Here is a 22,634-nt window from a genome sequence, read left to right as displayed (position 1 = left end):
TCGCTATCGAAAAGAGCGTTTGGTTTCCCAAACGCTCTTTTCATTTAAGACTCTATCAAATAAACCACTTCGGTCATTCGAGCCCCTTCAATTTTTGAAAGTTTCGGCGGCATGTCCGCCTCATCATTACGATGTAACTCTGTAATTTTGTAGCCTTTATACAAGCTTCTTACTTCTTGCTCTGGAACAGAGAATGGAGGGCCAGCCATCAGCGATTGATCATACTCAAGCGTAACCAACAACATTCTGCCACCTGAGTTTAACAGCGATTTAATACGCTCAGCGTACTCACCACGCATCTCCTTCGGTAGTGCTACAAGAGAAGCGCGATCATATACAATATCGACAGGCTGAATTGGCGCGGTAAAGAAATCTCCCACATAGATCGAGAGCTCATCAAACTGGAACAGCTCATGCTGACCATTAACAGGCATCACCATTGGTGTATAGAAGTGTTCAGCAAAAAAAGCGCGTACAGCAATATTACTTAGCTCAACACCTTGAACATCCTCGTGCTTGGTCGCTAGCCAAACTAAATCTTCCGACTTACCACACAAAGGAACAAACACTTTCGCATCGTGAGTTGGATTGGTGTGCTTCCAATACTCAATGAGCAGTGGGTTCACATCCTCTAAGTGAAAACCGATTTGATTCGCGGCCCATTTAGAGTGCCAAAATTCAGGATCTTTCATTGCTATTCTCTATCACTGACTTAACTTGCGCCTAGCCTATCGGAAAGCCACCTAAGTTGACAATCTGATTCTTAAATTTCCGTTCAGATTAGGTTCAGGTGCGCGCTTTATAATTGCTTACATCTTAGTGGTGAACTAAACGCGAGTTGGTCACTCCAAAGAAATGGGACTTAGCTCAAAGATTGGATAGAGAAGCAAAAATCGCTATTGGAATCCTGACGTTAGCCCCAAGATATGAAATGTAGAATCGTAAAGCTTAGTGATTGAAACCTTTTTCGACACCTTTTTTCCTAAGCGACGACTCTAAGGAGAGTGAATGAGCCTATTCCTACGTACGACGGCCCTGATGCTTTTAATGCTCAGCCGAGCGCCTGCTTTTGCTGCTGTACCACCAGCGCCTGGCAGTGAGGAAAACCGTCCAGCGAATCAAAACGAAGTCTGCTCTCAAGCATTTAAACATAATCTAAGTGGCCTTTACGGTATTAAACCGATTTCTTCTACGCCACTTCAGCCATACTCCGACTTCGATATCCTTTATAGCAAAGCTCACCAAGCTCAAGCCGAACTTGAAACTATCTGTAAAAGCACAGCGTTACTTACATCGACAGAAGCGTACTTTGCTGGCGTAAAATCTGCTGAACGTGCAAAAGAAAAGATCGCCTATGAGCTAGACGGCCAAACTGAGCGCATTACCGATTTAGCCCGCGCAACGATCGTTGCGGACGACATTGAAAGCCTGATGTCTGCCTATGAAGTGCTGAATCGAGAAACTACAATCGTAAAAGTGAAAAATCGTTTTAAGACTCCGGGGGCTTCTGGCTACCGTGATTTGAACTTACTCGTTCAACTACCTAAAACAAAGCTGGTTGCTGAGGTACAAGTTCACTTAAAAGCCATTGCCGACGTTAAAAGCGGCCCAGAGCATGACCTCTATGAGAAAATTCAGAAAATTGAACGTAAAGCTGCATCAGAGCGCCGCGAGTTTAGCGAGTTTGAGGTCGCACAAATCAAATCGATGCGCAGCCAATCTAAAGCGCTTTATCAACATGCTTGGCAACCATACTTAACGACGCACTTAACCGCCGCATAACCACTAAACAAAAGAGCCCTCACATTGAGGGCTCTTCTCTATGCTTTCACACTAGTCAAACAGAAAGTACGCGATTTGCTGCTGCAGTCACTTCTGCCTCGCTGGCATCCAACGGTAATGAGAAAGAGACATATTGATCGCCACGCATACTGAGCGAACGGTCTACTTCCGCTAAACAATGCATCACATGACCATCCAAAATGAACGAGAGCTCGATCTCTTTCTTATTGATGAAGCCATTGTTTCTAAACTCAATCTCTTGGTAACAACCAGACTTCGAAGAGAAGTTGCTACCGCGTAAATGCCCTTTTTCAACATCTGCTTTCACCATCGAAAAGCCGGCTTGCTCGATTGCTGAAATCACACGGAACGCAACCGGAAGAGGCTTTACTTCAACAAAATCACGATCTTTAGGGTCAATCGCAAAATCGATATCAAGCGTGGTTTCTACCCAGACGTGACACTGATTTTTTAATGCATTGAGCGCCGTAATTGGCGTCTCATCATCTAATTTCAATTCAAATGGAACTTGCTTGTTTTCACCAGGCTGAATGGTGAAAGGCTGAACGGCTTGCAGCTTACCAATAATGAAGTCTTGGTAGCTCACGCTGTCATCACTTTCTACTTTGACTTCCGTACACAGCTTTAAATTGATTGCATCAATTTGCTGCTCTACGTCACCACCTTGAATATGAACCGTGCCTTTAAGTGTTTCACCTTGAAATACTGACATACTTTCTAAAACAGTATCGACTTTCGCAGCGCCAATACCCAAGGATGCTTTCAACTTACCAAACATCTTCTTTCCTTATGATTGTCATTGTTTGCATTGATTTAACGTGTACAGCAAGAACTAAGCAAGCCCTTTGTCGACTATTTTCCTGAAAACACTCACGCTTTCGCACTTTATCATGAGGTTTACCATCAAGGCTTTAGCAGTGCGACTTGCAATATCAATTCAAATGTATAACCATTTGTATAGTCAATAGATATACAGCGATTCCATCCAATGAGTAACTCCCCGCTTTACCTTCAAATTAAGCAATACATTAACGACAACATTAAGTCTGGTCATTGGCCAATTGGACATCGAATTACTACTGAAATTGAGCTGACCAAACAATTTAATGTCAGTCGGATGACTGTAAATAAAGCGATTCGGGATCTTGTCGCCGAAGGAAAGTTACAACGCAAGCCTCGTCTAGGCACATTTGTCTGTAGCAACGAGGATAAGGCCGAATCACCTCTGCTCGACATTCGAAATATCGCAGAGGAAGTGACACAACGTGGAAAAGCCTATTCAAGTAAAGTCATCACTCAAATATCTCTGAAAGCCGACGAAACCATAGCGACTAAGTTAGGAGTTATGCTGGGAACTGCTGTTTTTTATAGTGAAATCATTCACTTTGAAGACAAATCTCCTATTCAATACGAACTACGCTGGGTCAATGCGGCATACGCTCCCGGCTATTTAGCACAAGACTTTACCGAGATGACCCCCAATCAGTATCTATCGCAGAACTGCCCTCTCAGTGCCATTGAGCACACAGTCGAAGCCATTGTCGCAGATGATCAAGTTCGCTCTGCGTTAAAGCTAGGTGCAAATGAGCCTTGTCTATTGCTCAACCGACGTACCTGGAGCCACGACAAGCTTGTGAGCTCCGCATTACTCTTCCATCCGGGCACTCGATACAAATTAAGTTCTAAAGTTCTGCTCTCTTAGAGCATTTCATACTTTCTGATTGATCACATTTTGGCAACATCCGACTTGATCAATTGACTATCCTGAACGAGTATTTGTATATACATTTAATTAATGGAATATGCAGTATGCTCGCACAGCAAAGATCTCCGTCATTCGATTTAGTTCTTACCAACGCCAGACTAGTGTCTATGGTACCCGGTGAACACGGTTATGAGATTAGCGAACCGACAAATATTGCTATTCAACAAGGCACAATATCCCAAATTGGAGATAACGTAGAGACCGCTAAGTCGGAGAGCTATGATTGTAAGGGACAACTCGTTACTCCGGGCTTTATCGACAGTCACACTCACCTCATTTACGCGGGCAACCGTGCCAACGAATTCGAGATGCGTTTGAAAGGCGTGCCTTATCAAGAGATTGCTAAACAAGGGGGCGGAATCCTCTCTACAGTACGAGCAACTCGCGAGGCCAGCCAGGAGACATTAATTGAACTAGCGTTGCCTCGGCTAGACGGTTTGCTACGCAGCGGTGTGACGTCAGTCGAAGTGAAATCTGGCTACGGATTAACATTGCGTGACGAAGTCAAAATGTTGCGTGCAGCTAAAGCATTGCAAGATCATCGTAAAGTACGCGTGACCACAACACTCTTAGCCGCTCACGCTCTTCCTCCAGAATTTGCAGGCAAACCAGATGACTATATTGACTTCGTCTGCCAAGAGATCATCCCGCTTGTAGCAGAAGAGCAACTCGCCACTAGCGTTGATGTGTTTTGCGAATCGATAGGCTTCGATTTGGCGCAAACGGAGCGTGTATTCGTTGCCGCTAAAGAACATGGTCTCCGCGTTAAGGGGCATACCGAACAATTATCTAATCTTGGTGGTACTGCGTTAACCGCGCAATACGATGGCTTATCTGCCGATCATATCGAATACCTCGACCAAGTGGGTGTTGAGGCATTGGCTCAATCAGGCACTGTCGCGACATTACTACCTGGCGCATTCTACTTTTTGAAAGAGACAAAACGTCCTCCTATCGAGCTACTAAGAAAGCACAAAATACCAATGGCCATCGCAACAGATTTAAATCCTGGCACATCACCTTTCGCAGATTTGACTATGATGATGAATATGGGGTGTACCCTCTTTGGTCTTACACCTGAAGAAGCACTGCGTGGTGTCACTTGTCATGCAGCAAAAGCATTAGGATACGGGGAAAGCCGCGGGCAGATACAAGTAGGGTTTGATGCCGACCTAGCAATATGGGATGTTTCTCAACCTGCTGATTTTAGCTATCAACAAGGCGTATCGCGTCTTTCGGCTCGCCTGGTGAAAGGAGAGCTGGATCATGTCTGAACATTTTGGCGATAAAGAGCTATCAACAATTCAAGAATTCCATTGGCAAGGACGTCACGACGCAGAAGATGGCGCGCTCGGGAAACGCGTCCATCATGTCATTAAACAGATTCCGGTTCGCGATCTAGAACCCTATCACAATGCAGTTAGCTTACTTGGGTTTGCCTGCGATGCCGGCGTTGCTCGCAACAAAGGCCGAATAGGCGCACGTAAAGCCCCCGATCTCATCCGCCGCGCTTTAGCGAATATGGCTTGGCATAAAAAAAGCTCGCTTATCGATTTGGGTAATGTTGTCTGTGAAGATGATCTACTCGAACACTACCAGTCGATTTGTGCAGATGTGATTGCAACCGCATTACGCTCAACTCCCGTCATCACTTTAGGTGGTGGGCACGAAGTCGCTTGGGCTTCCTTTCAAGGCCTTGCAAGATATTTTGAATATCTCAGCCCGTCACAGCCTCCAAAGATTGGCATTATAAACTTTGATGCTCACTTTGATCTCCGGGCCTTTGAAAGTAGCCATGCCGATGTAAAACCAAGCTCCGGGACGCCATTCAATCAAATCTATGATTACTGTAATAAGCATGAATGGCCATTCCATTACGCATGCCTTGGGGTCAGTCGAGCGAGTAATACTGAAGCACTGTTTAAACGAGCTGAAGAGCTTGGCGTCTGGTTCGTGGAAGACAAAGATCTTGCGCATCTCAACCACATGTACCACTTAACTCAATTACAGCACTTTATTGATAACTGTGATTATATCTACCTCACCATCGACCTAGATGTCTTTCCAGCGGCGACAGCGCCTGGCGTGAGTGCACCGGCTGCGAGAGGCGTGAGTATAGATACAGTCGCACCATTTCTAGACAGAATTTTGCACTATAAGCAGAAGCTAGTGATTGCCGATATCGCCGAGTACAACCCGACCTACGACGTAGACAGTCAGACGGCGAGATTAGCCGCTCGACTTTGTTGGGATATCGCCAACGCATTTTCAGAAAAATAACATTAAACCAAGTAGTGGAACCAAGTCACTTCGGTAGCTTGGAGAGCTTCGTACTACTTGAATAACATGAAACACAAGGAGTCTTACCATGACGGAACGCCAAGTAGAAGATAAGCGTCTCGATACTAGCCGTACAATTCGTGCCCCACATGGCACGCAGTTGAGAGCAAAATCTTGGCTGACGGAAGCCCCACTTCGCATGCTGATGAACAACCTAGACCCAGATGTTGCCGAGCACCCTCACTCACTCGTCGTGTACGGTGGCATTGGTCGAGCTGCACGAAACTGGGAGTGCTACGATAAAATTGTCGAAGTGCTAGAGCGCCTTGAAGACGACCAAACCTTACTCGTTCAATCGGGTAAACCTGTTGGTGTATTCCCAACTCATAAAAATGCACCGCGCGTACTGATCGCTAACTCTAACTTGGTGCCGCACTGGGCTAACTGGGAGCACTTCAACGAACTCGATAAACAGGGTTTGATGATGTACGGACAAATGACTGCGGGAAGCTGGATTTACATTGGCTCACAAGGCATCGTCCAAGGTACCTACGAAACCTTTGTTTCTGTAGCGAAAAAGCACTTCAACGGCGATCCTAAAGGGCGCTGGATCCTAACAGGTGGCTTAGGCGGAATGGGTGGTGCTCAGCCTCTCGCTGGCACTATGGCTGGCTTTTCTATGATTGCTGTCGAGTGCGATGAGTCACGCATTGACTACCGCTTACGTACTGGCTACGTCGACAAGAAAGCCACCAGCCTAGACGAAGCACTCGCGATTATCTACGAATCAGACACTCCGGTTTCTGTAGGCCTACTTGCCAATGCAGCCGATGTATTCCCTGAACTTGTAGAGCGTAACATTACTCCAGACGTTGTTACCGACCAAACCTCTGCGCACGACCCATTAAATGGATACCTACCACTGGGCTGGTCAATGGAACACGCTGCAGACATGCGCCTTAAAGACGAAGCGGCGGTGGTTAAAGCGGCAAAAGAGTCAATGGCAGTGCAAGTCAAAGCGATGCTTGACCTTCAAGAACGCGGTGCAGCAACACTCGATTACGGCAACAATATCCGTCAGATGGCACTAGAAGAAGGCGTTGAAAACGCATTCGACTTCCCAGGCTTTGTCCCTGCCTATATTCGTCCTTTGTTCTGTGAAGGCATTGGGCCATTCCGCTGGGCTGCGCTATCAGGCGATCCAGAAGACATTTACAAAACTGACCAAAAAGTAAAAGAGCTTATCCCAGACAACCCACACCTCCACAATTGGCTGGACATGGCCCGCGAACGAATCCAGTTCCAAGGCTTACCAGCTCGTATTTGTTGGGTCGGATTGAAAGATCGTGAACGTCTCGGTCAGGCATTCAATGAAATGGTCAAAAACGGCGAGCTAAAAGCGCCAATTGTCATCGGCCGTGATCATCTAGATTCAGGCTCGGTAGCAAGTCCAAACCGAGAAACAGAAGGTATGATGGATGGCTCAGATGCCGTTTCTGACTGGCCATTACTCAATGCTCTGCTGAACACTGCTGGCGGCGCAACATGGGTATCATTACATCATGGTGGTGGCGTTGGCATGGGCTTCTCTCAACACTCAGGTATGGTTATCTGTTGTGATGGTAGTGATGACGCGTCTCAACGTATTTCTCGCGTGTTACATAACGATCCTGCAACGGGCGTAATGCGCCACGCTGATGCCGGCTATGACATCGCGAAAAACTGTGCAGCACAGCAAGGTCTTGATTTACCGATGCTTAACGAAGAACTGAAAAAGCTAAAATAAGCTCAGCTGAATAAAGGAAGATGAAGATGTTAAATTTACAGCTAAAGCCTGGATTTATTAGCTTAAAAGAACTGCGTCAAGTCAGTCGCTCACCAGTGATTCTGTCGTTGGCCCCAGAAGCGATTCCAGCCATTGACGAAAGTACGAAAGTTGTCGAGCAAGTGATTGCTGAAGATCGCACAGTTTATGGCATCAACACTGGCTTCGGTTTGCTGGCCAACACTCGTATCGCCCCTGAAGATCTTGAAACACTGCAAAAAAGTATCGTGCTTTCGCATGCTGCAGGTATCGGCGAACTTATGGCAGATGAAACAGTTCGCATGATGATGGTCTTGAAGATCAATAGCTTGTCTCGCGGCTATTCCGGTATTCGCCTAAAAGTGATTCAAGCCTTGATTGATTTGGTTAACTCTCAGGTTTATCCATGCGTTCCGCAGAAAGGCTCTGTAGGCGCTTCTGGGGACCTAGCACCTCTTGCTCACATGAGTACGGTTCTATTGGGTGAAGGTGAAGCGCGCCACAACGGAAAGATCATTTCTGGATTAGAGGCACTGAAAATCGCTGGCCTTGAGCCGATCACTTTAGCACCTAAAGAAGGTTTAGCACTACTCAATGGTACCCAAGCGTCGACAGCCTTTGCTCTAGAAGGTTTATTTGCAGCAGAAGATCTGTTCGCTTCAGCCACGGTATGTGGCGCGATGTCGGTAGAAGCCGCATTAGGTAGTAGACGCCCATTCGATCCACGTATTCACCGCGTTCGTGGACATAGAGGACAAATGGACGCCGCTCTAGCCTATCGCCACATGCTAGATGTCAGCAGCGAGATTGGAGAATCACATACGGGTTGCGAAAAAGTGCAAGACCCTTATTCACTGCGCTGTCAGCCACAGGTAATGGGTGCTTGTTTGCAGCAAATTCGAAACGCCGCTGACATTTTGGAAATTGAGGCAAACTCAGTATCCGATAACCCACTTGTATTCGCAGAAGATGGCGACATCATCTCCGGTGGTAACTTCCACGCGGAACCTGTTGCTATGGCAGCCGATAACCTAGCGCTTGCCATCGCAGAAGTGGGCAGTCTCTCGGAAAGACGTATGGCTCTGTTGATTGACAGCGCTTTGAGTAAGCTTCCGCCATTCTTGGTGGACAACGGTGGAGTAAACTCTGGCTTTATGATTGCTCAGGTAACATCTGCAGCACTCGCAAGCGAAAACAAGACCCTAGCTCACCCAGCTTCCGTTGACAGCTTACCAACGTCAGCCAACCAGGAAGATCATGTTTCGATGGCGACATTTGCGGGTCGCAGACTACGTGATATGGCGGAAAACACTCGAGGAATTTTGGCTGTAGAGTACTTATCTGCGGCGCAGGGCATCGACTTTAGAGCACCACTAAAATCATCGCCAAGAGTTGAAGAAGCGAAACAGATCTTACGTGAGAAAGTCAGTTTCTATGATAAAGATCGTTACTTTGCACCGGATATTGAGCAAGCAAACTCGCTGCTTAAACTGGCAGTTCACAACCACCTTATGCCAGAAGCGATATTGCCAAGCGTTTAACCAATAGTGAATCAACAGATCTAACAATGAATAAGCCCCTCCGTTGAGGGGCTTAATTTTTACCTATACCCGTTTACTGACGTCTGCGAAGTAGCGGAAGAAGAACAAAGAGTGACAACCAACCTAGGCTACCACCGCCGCCTCCACCGCTAGTATTCGTATTACCAGAAGAAGTATGAACGCCTTTTCGGAAGTTAGTGATAAATACAGCGTCCTCTCCTGCGCTAATAGAGCCATCTTTTACGTAATCAAACTTCAGTCTATTTGACTCATTCACCAATTGGATTTGCTGATTGAATTGGTGTTCTCCCCCCAAACCATCAATCAACTCGCCATTAATAGATAAGTAAACATAGTCCACAACCTCTGAGGAAATGCGGACATCAAATGAATAGATGCCAGGGTCGAGGCCATCGATGATTAATGTAGAACGTTCATCATCATTAATAGGGGCTGAGCGTAAGCCATTGGATATGACCTGCCAAGGATGGTCATTTGTGTAGATTGTTTCTCCACTCGTTAAAGACAGAGCTTCTGCTAACGCAGAATTTGCCTCGTCTGCGATTTCGTAATGAGCGATTGAATCTACTGTGTAACTGTTTCCATTTTGCTCATAAGAGAAGTCTACGGATAGAGTCGCTTCACCATATGCATTTGAATTGCTGCGCGATACTTTAACGACACACTCAGCCCCAGATAGCAACGGCGTATCCTCACGACAAGAATTCGATACCATCGTAAAGTCATCTGATAACCAGTTTCGCGCAATACCTTTATAAGTAACGGCGTCGTTAGAGAAGTTTTTGAAAACAAACTCATGGAATAACGCCCCCGGAGCGTGATGACCAGCAAACTCTTCTCTTACGTAGCTAAACCCAGAGCTATGCTGTTCAATCCAATCTTTGAGGTAACTGATATTGCTATAAACGCCGTAACTGTTCTCATCGCCACAGCGCATTGAACCATAGCTCACAATACCCAACTGAATACCAGTACTATCAACAATCAGTGGCCCACCACTGTCCCCTCGACAGGAGTCGTAGCCTTCAGTATTAGTACCAGCGCAGAAATTAGGAGAGTTTTCATTCCTCCATACCCAAGGGAAGGCATCAGAACATTGGCTTTGGCTTACCATTGGCACAGTCACTTCTAGCAACTGATCGGTCGCGGTATGATTCCCATATTCAGGGGTAGTTGACCCCCAGCCAGCAACAGTTAATGGAGCACCAACATACGCTTCATTACGAGTGTTATGGTTCGCTAACTGCACTGGTGTAGCTTCGTGATCACGTAACGGGCGCGCAAGCTCTAAGATTGCAACATCATTTTCTAATGAGTTTGTTGTATATTCGTGATGCAGATAGATCTTACTTACGCTCAGGCGTACGCCTTCTGTTCCCTCGTTACGTAGGTCGTTGATGCCAACCACAACATCAAGATCTTCTGCTGATATTCCTTCTATACAATGGCCAGCCGTCAAAATATATCGATCACCGATATAACTACCACCACAAAACTGCCCTTCGGTCGCAGCTTGCCCCTTAGACACAAGTGCTGTCATATATGGCCAATCAGAGTGAGTCGCTACTTGGCCATCAATAATTCTGGTGGATAAACTTTGAGCTTGTATAGGGAAAGTTAAGAGGGCCGCAACCCCTAATGTCCCGGTCGAAATGAAACGTATCATGAACAATATATCCTTTTACATCATATACATTGATTTGATGATACGAGTTCTTAATTACTCACTAAATAGAAGTAAGCGTATTAAAATATTACAGAACGTAATTTTGCGACGCGCTTAAATCCAACGACGTACTTTTTGTTTATAGTCCAAATACTGTGCGCCAAATAAAGTTTCCAACGCTCTTTCTTCTGGCTTAATTTGGAAACGATTCATATAGAACACAAACAGAAATGAACAGGCAATTGCCAATAAGTTCTGTTGCCAATAGGAAAAACCGAATAGAAGCAAGAAGAGCCCTAAATACATAGGGTTGCGTGTGTAAGCAAATATACCTGTATCTACAACACTAGATGCTTGATCAACTTTTACCGGATTTACCGTTGTTTTTGCTCGACGAAACTCGTAAACCCCTGCCAACCCAATGAAACCAGCGACCAAAAAAGATAACGTAAATACCGTACTATTCAGTGGCAATGAAAAAGTGAACTCGTGAAACGTATGAGCCACTTTATTAATCACCACCAATAAAACTATAAATACAGCGACGGGCGGAATTTTTCTTTCAAGCTTATCCATAATATTTTTTCTTTAACCTATATTCATAAAAATAGCCCAGTAACAATTACTGGGCTATTTATGGCTACATGATTTCTAGTAGTGCTTGCACCGGGTGCTTAACCTTAACACCTTCAAAACGTTTTACTTGGCTCCGGCATGAGTAGCCCGTAATTAAGCAACGTTCTTTGGGCAGTTGATCTAGATTTGGCTTCCAACTCAGCCCATATATGTCTTTGGACATCTGCAGCTTATCCACTTCATGGCCAAACGTTCCGGCCATTCCACAACAACCGACGGGGACTGTGTTTAACACTGCACCGAAATGTTTAAATATGGTGCCCCACTCTTTTTCTGCGTTAGGCATTTTGGTCTTTTCGGTACAATGGGCTAGCAGATACCAAGGTTCATTATTGTTTGACTCCATAGTGCTGAATTGCTCCAACCTAGGTTCTAACCACTCGTGCGCAGTCAGAACATTAAAGTCACCACGCTTATCTTCCAGTACTTCTGCGTACTCATCTCGATAACAAAGCACCAAGGCAGGATCCACTCCCACCAGTGGAATGTCTATATCAGCGACTTGCTGCAAGAAAGCAGCCGTGTTTTCAGCATTCTTAGCAAAGCGTTTCAAGAACCCTTTTACATGCTGAGCTTTGCCGTTTGGTTTAAACGGCAGCAATATTGGCGTTTTACCTAGTTTTGAGACCAAATGCGCGAAATCTTCGACAACTTCTGCATCGTAGAAGCTCGTAAACGGATCTTGTACAATCACAACATGATTGGCTTTGTCTTCTTTTGACATTGCTGCCAAACCCTGCAAATCAAAAGGTTTTAGATTTTTCAGGCGACTTTCTAATGTCGGGATTGACATCAAAGGTGCATCTACATACCCGACCGTTGACGCCGTTAGGTCTTGTACCCATTTCTGTTTAAGCGCACCGTTAACCACCTGAGGCGCTTTAGCCATAAGAGGTAGCATAGTCTCAATATTCGCAACTAAGTAATCTTTCGCTGGTCGCTGATAGCGAGAGTAGTAAATATTAAGAAAGCGCGACCGGAAACTTGGCACATCGACTTTGATCGGGCACTGACTGGCACAAGCCTTACACGCCAAACAGCCATTCATTGCCTCATGTACTTCATGCGAGAAGTCATATTCATGACGTTTGTTAAAACTGTTTCGCACGCGATCTAACATGGTCTTAATCGGCGTTGTATCTTCTAGTGTCTGTTTTTCCAAGTCCAGAATATCAATGCCTTGTTCGGTCAACTGACGTAACCACTCTCTCACCAAGCCAGCACGCCCTTTCGGTGAATGGCGTCGGTCGGCGGTCACTTTCATCGAAGGACACATTGGCGAAGCAGTATCGTAGTTAAAACACAAGCCGTTACCGTTACACTCCATCGCTTGCTTAAAGCTATCGCGTACTTGGACATCGATTTGGCGATCATAAAAGCCGCGTTTAGTGTCCGTTACTTTCACCAATTCAGCATTGCTATCGAGCGGCGTACAGATTTTACCTGGGTTCATCTTGTTGTGAGGATCGAACGCTGCTTTAACTCGTCTTAGCTCAGTAAACAGCTCTTCACCGAAGAACTCAGGACCATATTCAGAGCGGAAGCCTTTACCATGTTCGCCCCACATTAAACCGCCATATTTAGCAACTAGCTTAACTACTTCATCAGAGATTTCGTGCATTAAAGCTTCTTGCTTTGGATCGCAAAGATCCAATGCAGGCCTTACATGAAGGACACCAGCATCGACGTGACCAAACATACCGTAGTTAAGCTCTTTGGCATCAAGCAATACACGAAACTCAGCAATGAAGTCTGCAAGATTTTCTGGCGGGACACACGTATCCTCTGCAAACGCCACAGGTTTAGCACGACCTTTAGCAGCCCCTAACAAACCGACGGCCTTCTTTCGCATGTTGTAAATACGACCGATGCTTGGCACATCATCACAAACTTGGTAGCCAATAATTCCTGCTTCGCCATCTGCTAGCATTTGATCAATTCGAGCAGTTAGTGACGTAACTTGAGCCTCTACTTCGGCGACATCTTGACCAGCAAACTCCACCATGTTGATGCCCTGCATATCTTTACCAGGTACATCGGTTAATAGATCGCTTACTGTGTGCCACACAATATCTTGCTTGGCTAAATTGAGTACACGGGAGTCGACCGTTTCTACAGATAAAGCATTCGCTTCCACCATAAATGGCGCATTACGCAAAGCTGAGTCAAACGAATCATACTTTACGTTCACTAAAGTTCGGGCTTTAGGTATCGGTGTTAAGTTGAGTTTCGCTTCCGTGATAAAAGCCAGCGAGCCTTCTGCACCGCACAATACGCGCGTAAAGTTGAACACACCAGATTCATCATCAAGTGCATTTTTTAAATCGTAACCCGTTAAGAAGCGGTTTAGAGGAGGAAACTTAGCGTTAATTTGCTCTCTTTTTTCACGACAAACTTGCTCAGTCACTTGCAGGGCTTGGTGAGCAAATTCCCCTTCTTCAGGTAATCCATGCGATAGGTCAGACTCTAAAATCGAACCATCGGCAAACACCGCTTGCAAAGAAATAACATGATCAGACGTCTTTCCGTACTTAAGAGAGCCTTGACCCGATGCATCGGTATTAATCATGCCACCAAGAGTTGCTCGGTTACTGGTCGAAAGATCCGGAGAGAAAAAGAAGCCATAAGGTCGGACGGCATCATTTAGTTGATCTTTCACCACACCAGTTTGAACTCGGACCCAACCTTCCTCTTCATTGATTTCTAGAACCTTATTCATATGACGAGATAGGTCGACAACAATACCTTTAGTTAGCGATTGCCCGTTGGTTCCTGTGCCGCCGCCTCGTGGCGAAAAGGTAATCCGCTCAAAATCAGGATTCGTACTAAGCTTACCTATGAGAGCAACATCTTGCGTGCTTTTAGGGTGGACAACGGCTTGAGGTAATTGCTGATAAACACTATTGTCGGTGGCAACGGCCAAACGACTTGAGTATTGACTTTCAATGTCTCCTGTAAAGCCTGCTTGGTGTAGCTTTTCCAGAAAACTGATGACAACGGGATCCACATCAGAATGGGAGTGTAATCTTGGTAACATTTGCTTCCTGCCCCTACTACGCTGATCCAATCAGCATTGGGTTCGATATATAAAGTTATAATATTTGAGTTACGTCACTTTACAACATTTAAAAGGGTGATCAAAACATAAATGCAGTGTCAAATTGGAACTTATCGCATTTCTTTTCCACACTTAGAAATCATGGACTTGATTTAAAGTGCCTTTATGAGCGAATCATCAATGAAGAAAAATAAAATTATCACAACAGAAGATATTCTTTTAAAACTTTGCCAATCCGTCTCTGGCGTACTGACTTCAGCTACTAGCTCTCCTGTCACCTACTCCGCAATGGTGCAGAAGATAACTAAGACGAGCTTAAAACCTGATTTTGGTTGTTTCGTGCTATTTGATGGCGGTTTCTCAGGGTTAGTCGTTATCAACTTCACAGCGAAAGCGGCGCTGGAGGTTTATACAAATTACATGCGCAATATGGGCATGCCAGAAGACGAGCTTGCTGTGTTGCATACTTCTGATGAAGTTGCAGATGTACTGGGTGAACTGATGAACCAATTAGTTGGTGATTTCACAAACCAAGTTCGTAAAGATCTGCAAACGCACATCACGCAAAACCAACCTAAGATGCTAACGCTTAACAAGCAAGTGATCCTATCAGTCGATACCAATCTAGATCGTCCGCAAGCAAGACGCGTCACTTTCTCGACTGAAAAAGGCAATATCTTCTACCTAGAACTTGCAATGGATAAAACGGAGTTCATTCAACTTGAGGAATTTGAGACTGTTGAAGACGAATGTCCAGATACAATCCTTGAGAAAGCGCGCCAGGATATGACGCCAAAATCGCAGCCTGAAACAGAAAAAGTATCAGCAGCTGATGACTTACTCGATGAATTAGGTATCTAATCCTTTCACCAGTATCACTTCCAATAACGCCACCTTCCAATCCCAAGGTGGCGCTTTTCAACGTTTGATCACTCCCAATAGTAAGCCCATTGACCGACACCTATAATCACGGAAATTTCCGTTTTTCTGCAGAACGCGTTAAAATAGCCGACTTTGCAAAATTAGGTACCTCTTAGTTGTCGATGAATAAACAGAAAGCCCTAAAGAAAATCGCTAAGTGTCTTGAATTAGGTAACTCAGCGAACGTTAATGAAGCCGCCAACGCAATTAAGATGGCTCATAGCTTGATGCTTAAGTATGGCCTCGATAAAGACGATATCGAGTTCATTAAAATGGGCAAAACCCAATCGACACACCTATTACCTGCCAACATTGGATCTAACCTACTTCGCATAATCCGCGGCATTAATACTAAGTTCGGAGTTGAAGCTGTACTTCTTAACCATAAAGGGCTGAAACGTGCAGAGTTTATTGGCGAAGCGGATCGTGCAATTTTCGCTGCATTTGCTTTTGATATTATTTATCGAGAGATGAACGAGCAAACCGGTCGCTTCCGCAACAGTTTTGCTGGCACAGGGACTCCATCAGGTGAAGTGACACGCCGAGTAAATTCATTCTTATCCGGATGGGTCGAAGGTGCGCTAGAGAAGCTACCTATAATTAGCCCTGATGAAGAGTCAGCGAAAAAGATCGATGACTATATCGACAAAGAGTTCCAAAACATTGATCGTGAAACCTTTAAGCAGCAGCTTAGAGAGGCGATGAAGAACTTAACTGAAGATTATGAAGTTGGTCTAAAGAAAGGTCGAACGGTCTCTGTAAACCGCCCAATTGACGGTGCTCAGGCACCGAAAATGCTTCGTTAAGATTTGTTCAGACTGCGTTAAGGTTTGGTAAAATACACTGTTCACTATTGACATACAGGCGTCTATAAGGTTTATTCCTCGCCAACAAAATACTCCAGAGAATTAGTCTGGATACACGGAGATGTTTATTGTGAAAAAAATTACACTTGCCCTTGCTGTCGCTATCGCTCTTTCTGGTTGTCAGGCAACTCAACGCCAAAATGCAACCACTGGTGAATCAGAAACGAATTCAGCCACTTCTGGCGCAATCATTGGCGCGATCGCAGGCGCGGCTATTGGTGTAGCGACCGGCGATGATGCAAAAGATCGTCGTAAGCGTGCTCTAATTGGTGCTGCAGGTGGTGCCGCTGTTGGTGGTGGCGTTGGTTACTACTTTGACCAACAAGAAGCAGCTCTGCGTCAAGAACTGCTAAATTCTGGTGTTCAGGTTGAACGTGTTGGCGAAAATCAGCTTCTGCTTCGTCTAGAAAACGGCATTGGTTTCAACTCTAGTTCATATGACCTTGATCCTAGCATTCATAATACCCTACGCGGAGTCGCTCGTATTTTGGTTGAGTATCCAGATACTAGCCTAGTGATTGATGGCCATACTGACAGTACTGGCAGTGATACAACGAACCAAATTCTTTCAGAGCGTCGTGCTGAATCGGTTCGATCTTACTTAGTATCTCAAGGTGTAGCTGCTGGACGTGCTGTAGCTCGTGGTAATGGTGAGCGTTACCCACTGTGCACAAACAGTACTACTGAAGGTCGTGCGTGTAACCGTCGCGTAGAAATCCAGATTCTGCCGCTAAAATAACGGCAAGTTGGCTTTAACCCTTTTCAAGTGGCTTCTTCGGAAGCCACTTTTTTATTTGTCCAGTAAATGATTTAAACTATACAACTAACCACAGATTCGCTGTAAGGGAATACCTTGAAACTAATTGCTTTATTTCTGTTATTGATTTGCCCTTTGAGCTTTGCCGCTTCCATTGAAGAATTGACCCAGCAAGCTCAAAATCAAGAAGTCGATGCGCAAATCCAACTTGGACAGAAATACCTATCTGGTGATGGTGTGGAAGCCTCTCTGGAAGACGGCATTTATTGGTTAGAGCAAGCCGCCTTAGCAGGAAGCCAACTTGCTGCTTCGCAACTCGCTCAAGTGTATTTATCTAGCCAAAACAAAAAGCCGCAAGTGAACAAAGCGATCTATTGGCTCACTCAATTAGCCGTTACAGAAAATTATCAAGCGCAATATAACTTGGGAAAGTTATATGAAGGACTGGGGCAACAGCCTTCTAACCTCGAGCTTGCTGAAATATGGTATCAAGTGGCCTCCGAACACGTACCAGATGCTGAAGAAGCCTACGCTAAAGTGCTAGAGAAACAGTTTAACGCGCAACGTGCCAAACAAGTTTCTTCGATTGATCAGCTTGAAGTAGCATTCGACGAATCTAGTATTGAGCTTAGCCCAGTGGCGAAATCCAAATCACACAACGCAGGAAGCGGCGACGGCTTTATCTATCTGTCTATCGTGTTAGGCATTTCTCTGATCGCATTGGTGTTTTGGCACCTAAGAGCGAAAAACAAGCTCAATTTAAACTCTCAAAGCTCCCTATCTGAAAGCAAGCAGGAGCAACGCCAACTGGAAAGCAAATTAAAGCAATACGAAGCGACTATCAAAACTCAAAAGCGCCAGCTGGAAACACTTTATCGACAATTTAAAAAGCAGCAAGCTACGATACAGAAACCTGCCACTAAATCATCTCCAACTAGCTCAGATAACAAGCTATCTCTCGCTTGTGCATTGTTTGGGTTCAAACCAAATGCCATCCCAGAGACAAAGCAAATTAAGATTCGCTATAAGCAATTGTGTAAGGTGTACCACCCAGATTTGAAAGGGAGTGAAGAGGATATGAAACGCTTAAATGCGGCTCTCAAACTCATCCTAAACCATGTTAACAAGTAGTTACAATTAACTTCAAATTATATAGCAACAATTCGACACACTAGTAAATCCGGACTTGCGCAATCGATCACCCTCCCATTACCAATAACAAATAGTTAACGTAGTTAAGGTCGTCATGTAATAATACGCCGCGATAATAACACCTAAGAATAAAGGTGGGGAGAACACTATGTTTACTATCGAAGGCATCTGCGATTGGTGTAAGAAACCAAGCCTACTAACTTCGCACGAATATATTGACGGTTTACGCCACCACTCATGCAAAGAGTGTAATGACCTGGCGACATTGGATGTCCGTCAATTCAATATCGCTGAACTTGCGCAGCGTGAAAAACAGCAAGCGATGCGCTAAGCATTAGACTTCTCCAGGGATGAATAGGCCACCAGATAGGTGGCCTTTTGCTTTGTTTAGGTAGAGCACTTAGAAAGAAATCATTCAGCGTCAGGTTGATTTTCAGGCGCGGCATCATGAAATGCTTTGAGCCCTCTGAGTGACGTTGTCACTCTAGCGATGTTAGGGTAAACACTAATATCGATGTTAAATCGCTCAGCATTGTAAACTTGCGGAACCAAACAAACATCGACCAAACTGACTTCATCACCAACGCAGTAGCGACCGCTCGTTTCAACTAGCTTCTTCTCTAAACTAGCAAAGCCAATTTCGATCCAATGCCTATACCAAGTAGACTTCTCTGACTCTTGAATATCAAACTCTTTTGAGAGGTACTGCAGCACACGCAAGTTGTTCAAAGGATGGATATCAATTGCAATATCTTGAGCCATGGATTTAACAAGATAGCGTTTATCTATATCCAAGGGTGTGAGTAACATTTCTGGATATTGCTCATCAAGGTAATCAATAATACTTAATGACTGATTAAGCCGCACATCATCATCAACAAGTACAGGCACCAATTCACTTGGGTTTAGTGCTTGAAACTTGGCGGAGTGTTGCTCTCCGCCATTTTTCACTAGATGTACCGACTTTTGTTCATACGACAACTGCTTTAGATTTAGCGCAATCCTGACTCGATACGCCGCTGATGAACGCCAATATCCATATAGCGTAATGTTGGGCATTAGTACTTCACCACATGCTGATCGATCGAACCGAAGATGGAAATACCCCCCTTATCTAGCATTTCCATTTTGATGTGATCACCAAAGCGCATAAAGCTTGTCGATGGTTTACCGTCGCGGATTGTCTCGATCATTCTCACTTCAGCAATGCATGAATAACCCACTCCACCTTCAGAGATTGAAGTACCATGCTCTGTACCCTGTTTGTTAGACACTGTGCCCGAACCAATGATTGCACCAGCGGCTAGTGGGCGGGTTTTAGCAGCATGTGCCACTAACTGAGGAAACTCGAATGTCATGTCTACACCAGCATTTGGTGAGCCAAATAGCTCATGGTTGTAGTATGAAAGCAAAGGTAAATTTACTTTACCTCCGTCCCAGTCATCACCTAACTCATCAGGAGTTACCGCAACTGGAGAAAATACCGACGACGGCTTTGATTGAAAGAATCCAAATCCTTTTCCGAGCTCATTAGGAATCAGACCACGAAGTGATACATCATTAACTAGCATCAATAATCGAATGCTTGATGCTGCTTGTTCTGATGTTGCCCCCATTGGTACATCACCCGTAATCACCGCGACTTCTCCCTCAAAATCGATTCCCCATTCTTCACTGATTACAGGGATATCATCTCTCGGGCCAATAAAAGCATCAGAACCGCCTTGATACATAAGAGGATCTGTCCAAAAGCTTGGTGGCATTTCCGCACCACGCGCTTTACGTACTAACTCGACGTGATTGACATAAGCGCTGCCATCTGCCCATTGATAGGCTCTTGGTAAAGGCGATTCACACTGGCTTTGATCAAATGGCAGCTCTTGAACCAACTCTCCTCCATTCAAAGCCACATAAACCTCATGCAGTTGGGGCTCGACTCGGTCCCAATCATCCAATGCCTGTTGCAGTGTCTCAGCAATTTCAGACACAGCAACGCATTTGGTTAGTGATTTGTTCACGACCACCAGCAGACCATCTCGGCGACCGTTCTTTAGGGTTGCTAACTTCATACTTGATCCCTTAATTCTTATACTTTCCAACTGTAAACGTATTCGTGATTTTCAACGGCTGTGGCTTCTTCACCAAATGACAATGCGTGGCGCGTATCGATCATTACGGCGACTTCATCGGTAAACTTCTTCTTGTATTCTTGCCCAGCTTGAAAGGCTTTAGGATGAGGCCCATGCGTAAAGCCCGCAGGGTGAAATGTCACCATACCCGCTTCAATGTTATCTCGGCTGAAAAAGTCGCCAGCGTGGTAGAAAAGCACCTCATCATAGTCATCATTGTTGTGATAAAACGGAACTTTGAGTGCACCGGGATCACTTTCAATTGGCCTTGGAACAAAGGTACATATTACAAAGCCCGCGCCCACAAAGGTTGTGTGCGCTGAAGGTGGCAGGTGATAACGATGAGACATCAATGGTCTGATGTCACGCCAGTTGACTTTAACCACAGACAAATCACCATGCCAACCAATGGCATCCAGTGGGTTAAATGGGTAAGTCACTGTGCTCACTTTTTCATGACGCTTTACGTGCACCTGAGTTGATTGCTCGGAATACTGCGCCTTAAACTTGTCATTAATTGACGGCACTTCCAACACTGCAGGATCAAACACCGCATGATTACCAACCATGCCTTTATCCGGTAACGTGTAGGCGGCATCGGTGTTTTCAACCATTAGAATGAACATCGGTTCAGCCGGCTCAAGTCGCCAATTGGTTGACCTAGGGATAACAACATAATCCCCTTCACTCACTTCTAAGTGGCCATAATCACTATAGAAATCAGCCTTGCCTTGATGGATAAACAAGAGCTCATCGCCGTCCGCATTGCGAACTAAAAACTCCATCTTTTCATCCATACGCCAAACCCGAATCTTACAGTCAGCGTTATGCAACAAGTGAGGGACAGCCCAAGGGGACAACTGGCTTGCTTTATCAACAAGGTTGAAGTTAAAAGCGCGAGGGCGTAACTCACCTTCCCACTCGCTCCAACCCGTCGGTGCATGTTGATGATGGAAGTGGGCGGCCGGGCCAAAAAAGCCACTACGCCCCGCTTCTCTTTCGTAAATTGCCTCTTCCGGGAAATCCGCATGTGCTTGTTTAGAGCACACTCCCTCCCGATGAGGGAATGTGATCCATTTATGCATCGTTTAACACTCCTCGACGAATCTGGTCTTCTTCAATCGATTCAAACAGCGCTTTAAAGTTACCTTCACCAAAGCCCTCATTTCCTTTGCGTTGGATGATTTCAAAGAACACTGGACCAATTACCGTTTGAGTGAAAATCTGCAGCAATATGCCATCTTTCATTGGTGCGCCGTCAATTAAGATCTCTAAATCTCGCAGACGGGTAACATCTTCTGAATGACCTTCAACACGCGAGTCAACTTTCTCATAGTAAGTGCCAGGCGTCGGCATAAAGTCCATACCGCGATCACGCAGTGTTTGAACGGTTTGGTAGATGTCATCTGTTGTTAGGGCGATGTGCTGAATACCTTCTCCGTTATACTCACGGATGAACTCTTCAATTTGTGATTTATCATCAGATGACTCATTGATTGGGATACGGATTTTGCCACAAGGTGCGGTCATTGCTCGGCTGACTAGGCCAGTCAGCTTACCTTCAATATCGAAGTAGCGAATCTCACGGAAGTTGCCAATTCGCTCATAGAAGCCAGACCAAACATCCATATTGCCCTGCTTAACATTGTGCGTAAGGTGGTCGATTTCATACATGCCGACGTCCATTTTCGCTAAACGTTCATGAGCATCGGGGTAAAAAACAAAGTCCACATCGTAGATACTCTGTTTACCGTAGCGATCAACAAAATAGAGTAAGCTTTCACCGATGCCATAAATGGCTGGAATGCTCAACTCCATTGGACCAATTTCAGTTTTGAACTCTTCACCACCATTTTCAATCGCATGTGCCATAGCAACGGCAGCATCTTTAACTCGAAATGCCATTCCACAAACAGAAGGGCCATGCACTTTAGCAAACGCTTCTGCTTGGCTATGAGGCTGAGCATTAACAATGAAATTGATGTCACCCTGACGATACAGCCACGCATCTTTAGAACGATGCTTTGCAACTTCAGCAAAACCTAGTGAGCTAAATAGTGCCTTTAAGTCTTGTATTCCTTTTTCATCTGCCGCTGTATATTCAACAAACTCGAATCCGTCTGTACCTAGTGGATTAAACGCTTGGTTCATTCTTATTCCCTCTTTCATGTTTCAGCGTGTATATAGTTAGATTTGCTGAAAACAGTGGCAAAAGGAACCTCACGGACTCAGATG

20 protein-coding genes are annotated in these 22,634 nt (G+C 45.1%); 11 read left to right on the top strand and 9 right to left on the bottom strand.

The window, feature by feature from the left end:
• Positions 1–44: 44 nt before the first annotated feature.
• Positions 45–692 carry a thiopurine S-methyltransferase gene (locus AC4MRV_RS15790; RefSeq protein ID WP_491188284.1) on the bottom strand — a complete coding sequence of 216 codons (648 nt, stop codon included), beginning with the start codon at positions 690–692 and terminating at the stop codon, positions 45–47.
• Positions 693–1,008: 316 nt separating this feature from the next.
• On the opposite strand from AC4MRV_RS15790, the gene AC4MRV_RS15785 reads away from it, so the two are divergent.
• Positions 1,009–1,782: a RelA/SpoT-related domain-containing protein gene (locus AC4MRV_RS15785; RefSeq protein ID WP_491188283.1), complete on the top strand. Its 774-nt coding sequence runs from the start codon at positions 1,009–1,011 to the stop codon at positions 1,780–1,782.
• A gap of 55 nt (positions 1,783–1,837) precedes the next feature.
• Here the strand turns inward: AC4MRV_RS15785 and AC4MRV_RS15780 are convergent, their stop codons facing one another.
• Positions 1,838–2,581: a sporulation protein gene (locus AC4MRV_RS15780; protein ID WP_491188282.1), complete on the bottom strand. Its 744-nt coding sequence runs from the start codon at positions 2,579–2,581 to the stop codon at positions 1,838–1,840.
• 210 nt (positions 2,582–2,791) lie between these two features.
• Here AC4MRV_RS15780 and hutC point away from each other — a divergent pair, with 210 nt between their 5' ends.
• From hutC to hutH, 5 genes are all read left to right on the top strand, one after another.
• The gene (hutC, locus tag AC4MRV_RS15775) at positions 2,792–3,505 is read left to right on the top strand and encodes a histidine utilization transcriptional repressor HutC (protein ID WP_491188281.1); all 714 of its coding nucleotides are present in this window, start codon (positions 2,792–2,794) and stop codon (positions 3,503–3,505) included.
• A 170-nt stretch (positions 3,506–3,675) separates the two neighbouring features.
• The gene (gene hutI, locus AC4MRV_RS15770; RefSeq protein WP_491188302.1) at positions 3,676–4,842 is read left to right on the top strand and encodes an imidazolonepropionase; all 1,167 of its coding nucleotides are present in this window, start codon (positions 3,676–3,678) and stop codon (positions 4,840–4,842) included.
• Positions 4,835–5,848, top strand: coding sequence for a formimidoylglutamase (hutG, locus tag AC4MRV_RS15765; protein WP_491188280.1), 1,014 nt, complete (start codon positions 4,835–4,837; stop codon positions 5,846–5,848). Before hutI ends, hutG begins: the two co-directional genes overlap by 8 nt.
• A gap of 88 nt (positions 5,849–5,936) precedes the next feature.
• On the top strand, positions 5,937–7,634 hold the full coding sequence (gene hutU, locus AC4MRV_RS15760; RefSeq protein WP_269977777.1) for a urocanate hydratase: 1,698 nt from the start codon (positions 5,937–5,939) through the stop codon (positions 7,632–7,634).
• Positions 7,635–7,654: 20 nt separating this feature from the next.
• Complete coding sequence (hutH, locus tag AC4MRV_RS15755) at positions 7,655–9,193, top strand: histidine ammonia-lyase (protein ID WP_491188279.1); 1,539 nt, start codon at positions 7,655–7,657, stop codon at positions 9,191–9,193.
• 73 nt (positions 9,194–9,266) lie between these two features.
• Here hutH and AC4MRV_RS15750 read toward each other — a convergent pair whose 3' ends face one another.
• The 3 genes from AC4MRV_RS15750 to ydiJ all read right to left on the bottom strand — a co-directional run bounded on the left by AC4MRV_RS15750 (position 9,267) and on the right by ydiJ (position 14,553).
• Positions 9,267–10,880 carry a S1 family peptidase gene (locus AC4MRV_RS15750; protein ID WP_491188278.1) on the bottom strand — a complete coding sequence of 538 codons (1,614 nt, stop codon included), beginning with the start codon at positions 10,878–10,880 and terminating at the stop codon, positions 9,267–9,269.
• Positions 10,881–10,994: 114 nt separating this feature from the next.
• On the bottom strand, positions 10,995–11,456 hold the full coding sequence (locus AC4MRV_RS15745; RefSeq protein ID WP_491188277.1) for a methyltransferase family protein: 462 nt from the start codon (positions 11,454–11,456) through the stop codon (positions 10,995–10,997).
• Between the two features lie 64 nt (positions 11,457–11,520).
• Positions 11,521–14,553, bottom strand: a complete 3,033-nt coding sequence (ydiJ, locus tag AC4MRV_RS15740) for a D-2-hydroxyglutarate dehydrogenase YdiJ (RefSeq protein WP_491188276.1) — start codon at positions 14,551–14,553, stop codon at positions 11,521–11,523.
• A 201-nt stretch (positions 14,554–14,754) separates the two neighbouring features.
• Here ydiJ and AC4MRV_RS15735 point away from each other — a divergent pair, with 201 nt between their 5' ends.
• From AC4MRV_RS15735 to AC4MRV_RS15715, 5 genes are all read left to right on the top strand, one after another.
• Complete coding sequence (locus tag AC4MRV_RS15735; protein ID WP_491188275.1) at positions 14,755–15,435, top strand: DUF3334 family protein; 681 nt, start codon at positions 14,755–14,757, stop codon at positions 15,433–15,435.
• 182 nt (positions 15,436–15,617) lie between these two features.
• Positions 15,618–16,301: a DUF2786 domain-containing protein gene (locus AC4MRV_RS15730; protein ID WP_491188274.1), complete on the top strand. Its 684-nt coding sequence runs from the start codon at positions 15,618–15,620 to the stop codon at positions 16,299–16,301.
• 130 nt (positions 16,302–16,431) lie between these two features.
• The gene (locus AC4MRV_RS15725; RefSeq protein ID WP_491188273.1) at positions 16,432–17,100 is read left to right on the top strand and encodes a YiaD family glycine zipper/OmpA-like lipoprotein; all 669 of its coding nucleotides are present in this window, start codon (positions 16,432–16,434) and stop codon (positions 17,098–17,100) included.
• Between the two features lie 114 nt (positions 17,101–17,214).
• Positions 17,215–18,249 carry a tetratricopeptide repeat protein gene (locus AC4MRV_RS15720; protein WP_491188272.1) on the top strand — a complete coding sequence of 345 codons (1,035 nt, stop codon included), beginning with the start codon at positions 17,215–17,217 and terminating at the stop codon, positions 18,247–18,249.
• Between the two features lie 169 nt (positions 18,250–18,418).
• Positions 18,419–18,601, top strand: a complete 183-nt coding sequence (locus AC4MRV_RS15715; protein WP_491188271.1) for a hypothetical protein — start codon at positions 18,419–18,421, stop codon at positions 18,599–18,601.
• 80 nt (positions 18,602–18,681) lie between these two features.
• On the opposite strand, the gene maiA is transcribed toward AC4MRV_RS15715, so the two are convergent.
• Genes maiA through hppD form a run of 4 tightly spaced genes read right to left on the bottom strand, consistent with a single transcriptional unit; the run spans position 18,682 to position 22,550 of the window.
• A complete protein-coding gene (gene maiA / locus AC4MRV_RS15710; protein WP_491188270.1) occupies positions 18,682–19,329 on the bottom strand; it encodes a maleylacetoacetate isomerase in 648 nt (215 codons plus the stop codon).
• Positions 19,329–20,339 (bottom strand): fumarylacetoacetate hydrolase family protein, encoded by a 1,011-nt coding sequence (locus AC4MRV_RS15705; RefSeq protein ID WP_491188269.1) that lies wholly within the window; start codon positions 20,337–20,339, stop codon positions 19,329–19,331. The genes maiA and AC4MRV_RS15705 overlap by 1 nt, the downstream gene beginning before the upstream one ends.
• A gap of 17 nt (positions 20,340–20,356) precedes the next feature.
• The gene (locus AC4MRV_RS15700) at positions 20,357–21,484 is read right to left on the bottom strand and encodes a homogentisate 1,2-dioxygenase (RefSeq protein WP_491188268.1); all 1,128 of its coding nucleotides are present in this window, start codon (positions 21,482–21,484) and stop codon (positions 20,357–20,359) included.
• Positions 21,477–22,550 (bottom strand): 4-hydroxyphenylpyruvate dioxygenase, encoded by a 1,074-nt coding sequence (gene hppD / locus AC4MRV_RS15695; protein WP_491188267.1) that lies wholly within the window; start codon positions 22,548–22,550, stop codon positions 21,477–21,479. The genes AC4MRV_RS15700 and hppD overlap by 8 nt, the downstream gene beginning before the upstream one ends.
• Positions 22,551–22,634: the final 84 nt, after the last annotated feature.

Source organism: Vibrio sp. (assembly GCF_984391705.1).
Note: the sequence above shows the minus strand (reverse complement) of the source record. Positions and strands in the feature narration are given on the sequence as shown.

Bases quoted from the DNA above. Each gene is read 5' to 3' on its own strand.
- AC4MRV_RS15790 (WP_491188284.1), bottom strand. From the start codon at position 692: ATGAAAGATCCTGAATTTTGGCACTCTAAATGGGCCGCGAATCAAATC.
- AC4MRV_RS15785 (WP_491188283.1), top strand. From the start codon at position 1,009: ATGAGCCTATTCCTACGTACGACGGCCCTGATGCTTTTAATGCTCAGC.
- AC4MRV_RS15780 (WP_491188282.1), bottom strand. From the start codon at position 2,581: ATGTTTGGTAAGTTGAAAGCATCCTTGGGTATTGGCGCTGCGAAAGTC.
- hutC (WP_491188281.1), top strand. From the start codon at position 2,792: ATGAGTAACTCCCCGCTTTACCTTCAAATTAAGCAATACATTAACGAC.
- hutI (WP_491188302.1), top strand. From the start codon at position 3,676: ATGGTACCCGGTGAACACGGTTATGAGATTAGCGAACCGACAAATATT.
- hutG (WP_491188280.1), top strand. From the start codon at position 4,835: ATGTCTGAACATTTTGGCGATAAAGAGCTATCAACAATTCAAGAATTC.
- hutU (WP_269977777.1), top strand. From the start codon at position 5,937: ATGACGGAACGCCAAGTAGAAGATAAGCGTCTCGATACTAGCCGTACA.
- hutH (WP_491188279.1), top strand. From the start codon at position 7,655: ATGAAGATGTTAAATTTACAGCTAAAGCCTGGATTTATTAGCTTAAAA.
- AC4MRV_RS15750 (WP_491188278.1), bottom strand. From the start codon at position 10,880: ATGATACGTTTCATTTCGACCGGGACATTAGGGGTTGCGGCCCTCTTA.
- AC4MRV_RS15745 (WP_491188277.1), bottom strand. From the start codon at position 11,456: ATGGATAAGCTTGAAAGAAAAATTCCGCCCGTCGCTGTATTTATAGTT.
- ydiJ (WP_491188276.1), bottom strand. From the start codon at position 14,553: ATGTTACCAAGATTACACTCCCATTCTGATGTGGATCCCGTTGTCATC.
- AC4MRV_RS15735 (WP_491188275.1), top strand. From the start codon at position 14,755: ATGAAGAAAAATAAAATTATCACAACAGAAGATATTCTTTTAAAACTT.
- AC4MRV_RS15730 (WP_491188274.1), top strand. From the start codon at position 15,618: ATGAATAAACAGAAAGCCCTAAAGAAAATCGCTAAGTGTCTTGAATTA.
- AC4MRV_RS15715 (WP_491188271.1), top strand. From the start codon at position 18,419: ATGTTTACTATCGAAGGCATCTGCGATTGGTGTAAGAAACCAAGCCTA.
- maiA (WP_491188270.1), bottom strand. From the start codon at position 19,329: ATGCCCAACATTACGCTATATGGATATTGGCGTTCATCAGCGGCGTAT.
- AC4MRV_RS15705 (WP_491188269.1), bottom strand. From the start codon at position 20,339: ATGAAGTTAGCAACCCTAAAGAACGGTCGCCGAGATGGTCTGCTGGTG.
- AC4MRV_RS15700 (WP_491188268.1), bottom strand. From the start codon at position 21,484: ATGCATAAATGGATCACATTCCCTCATCGGGAGGGAGTGTGCTCTAAA.
- hppD (WP_491188267.1), bottom strand. From the start codon at position 22,550: ATGAACCAAGCGTTTAATCCACTAGGTACAGACGGATTCGAGTTTGTT.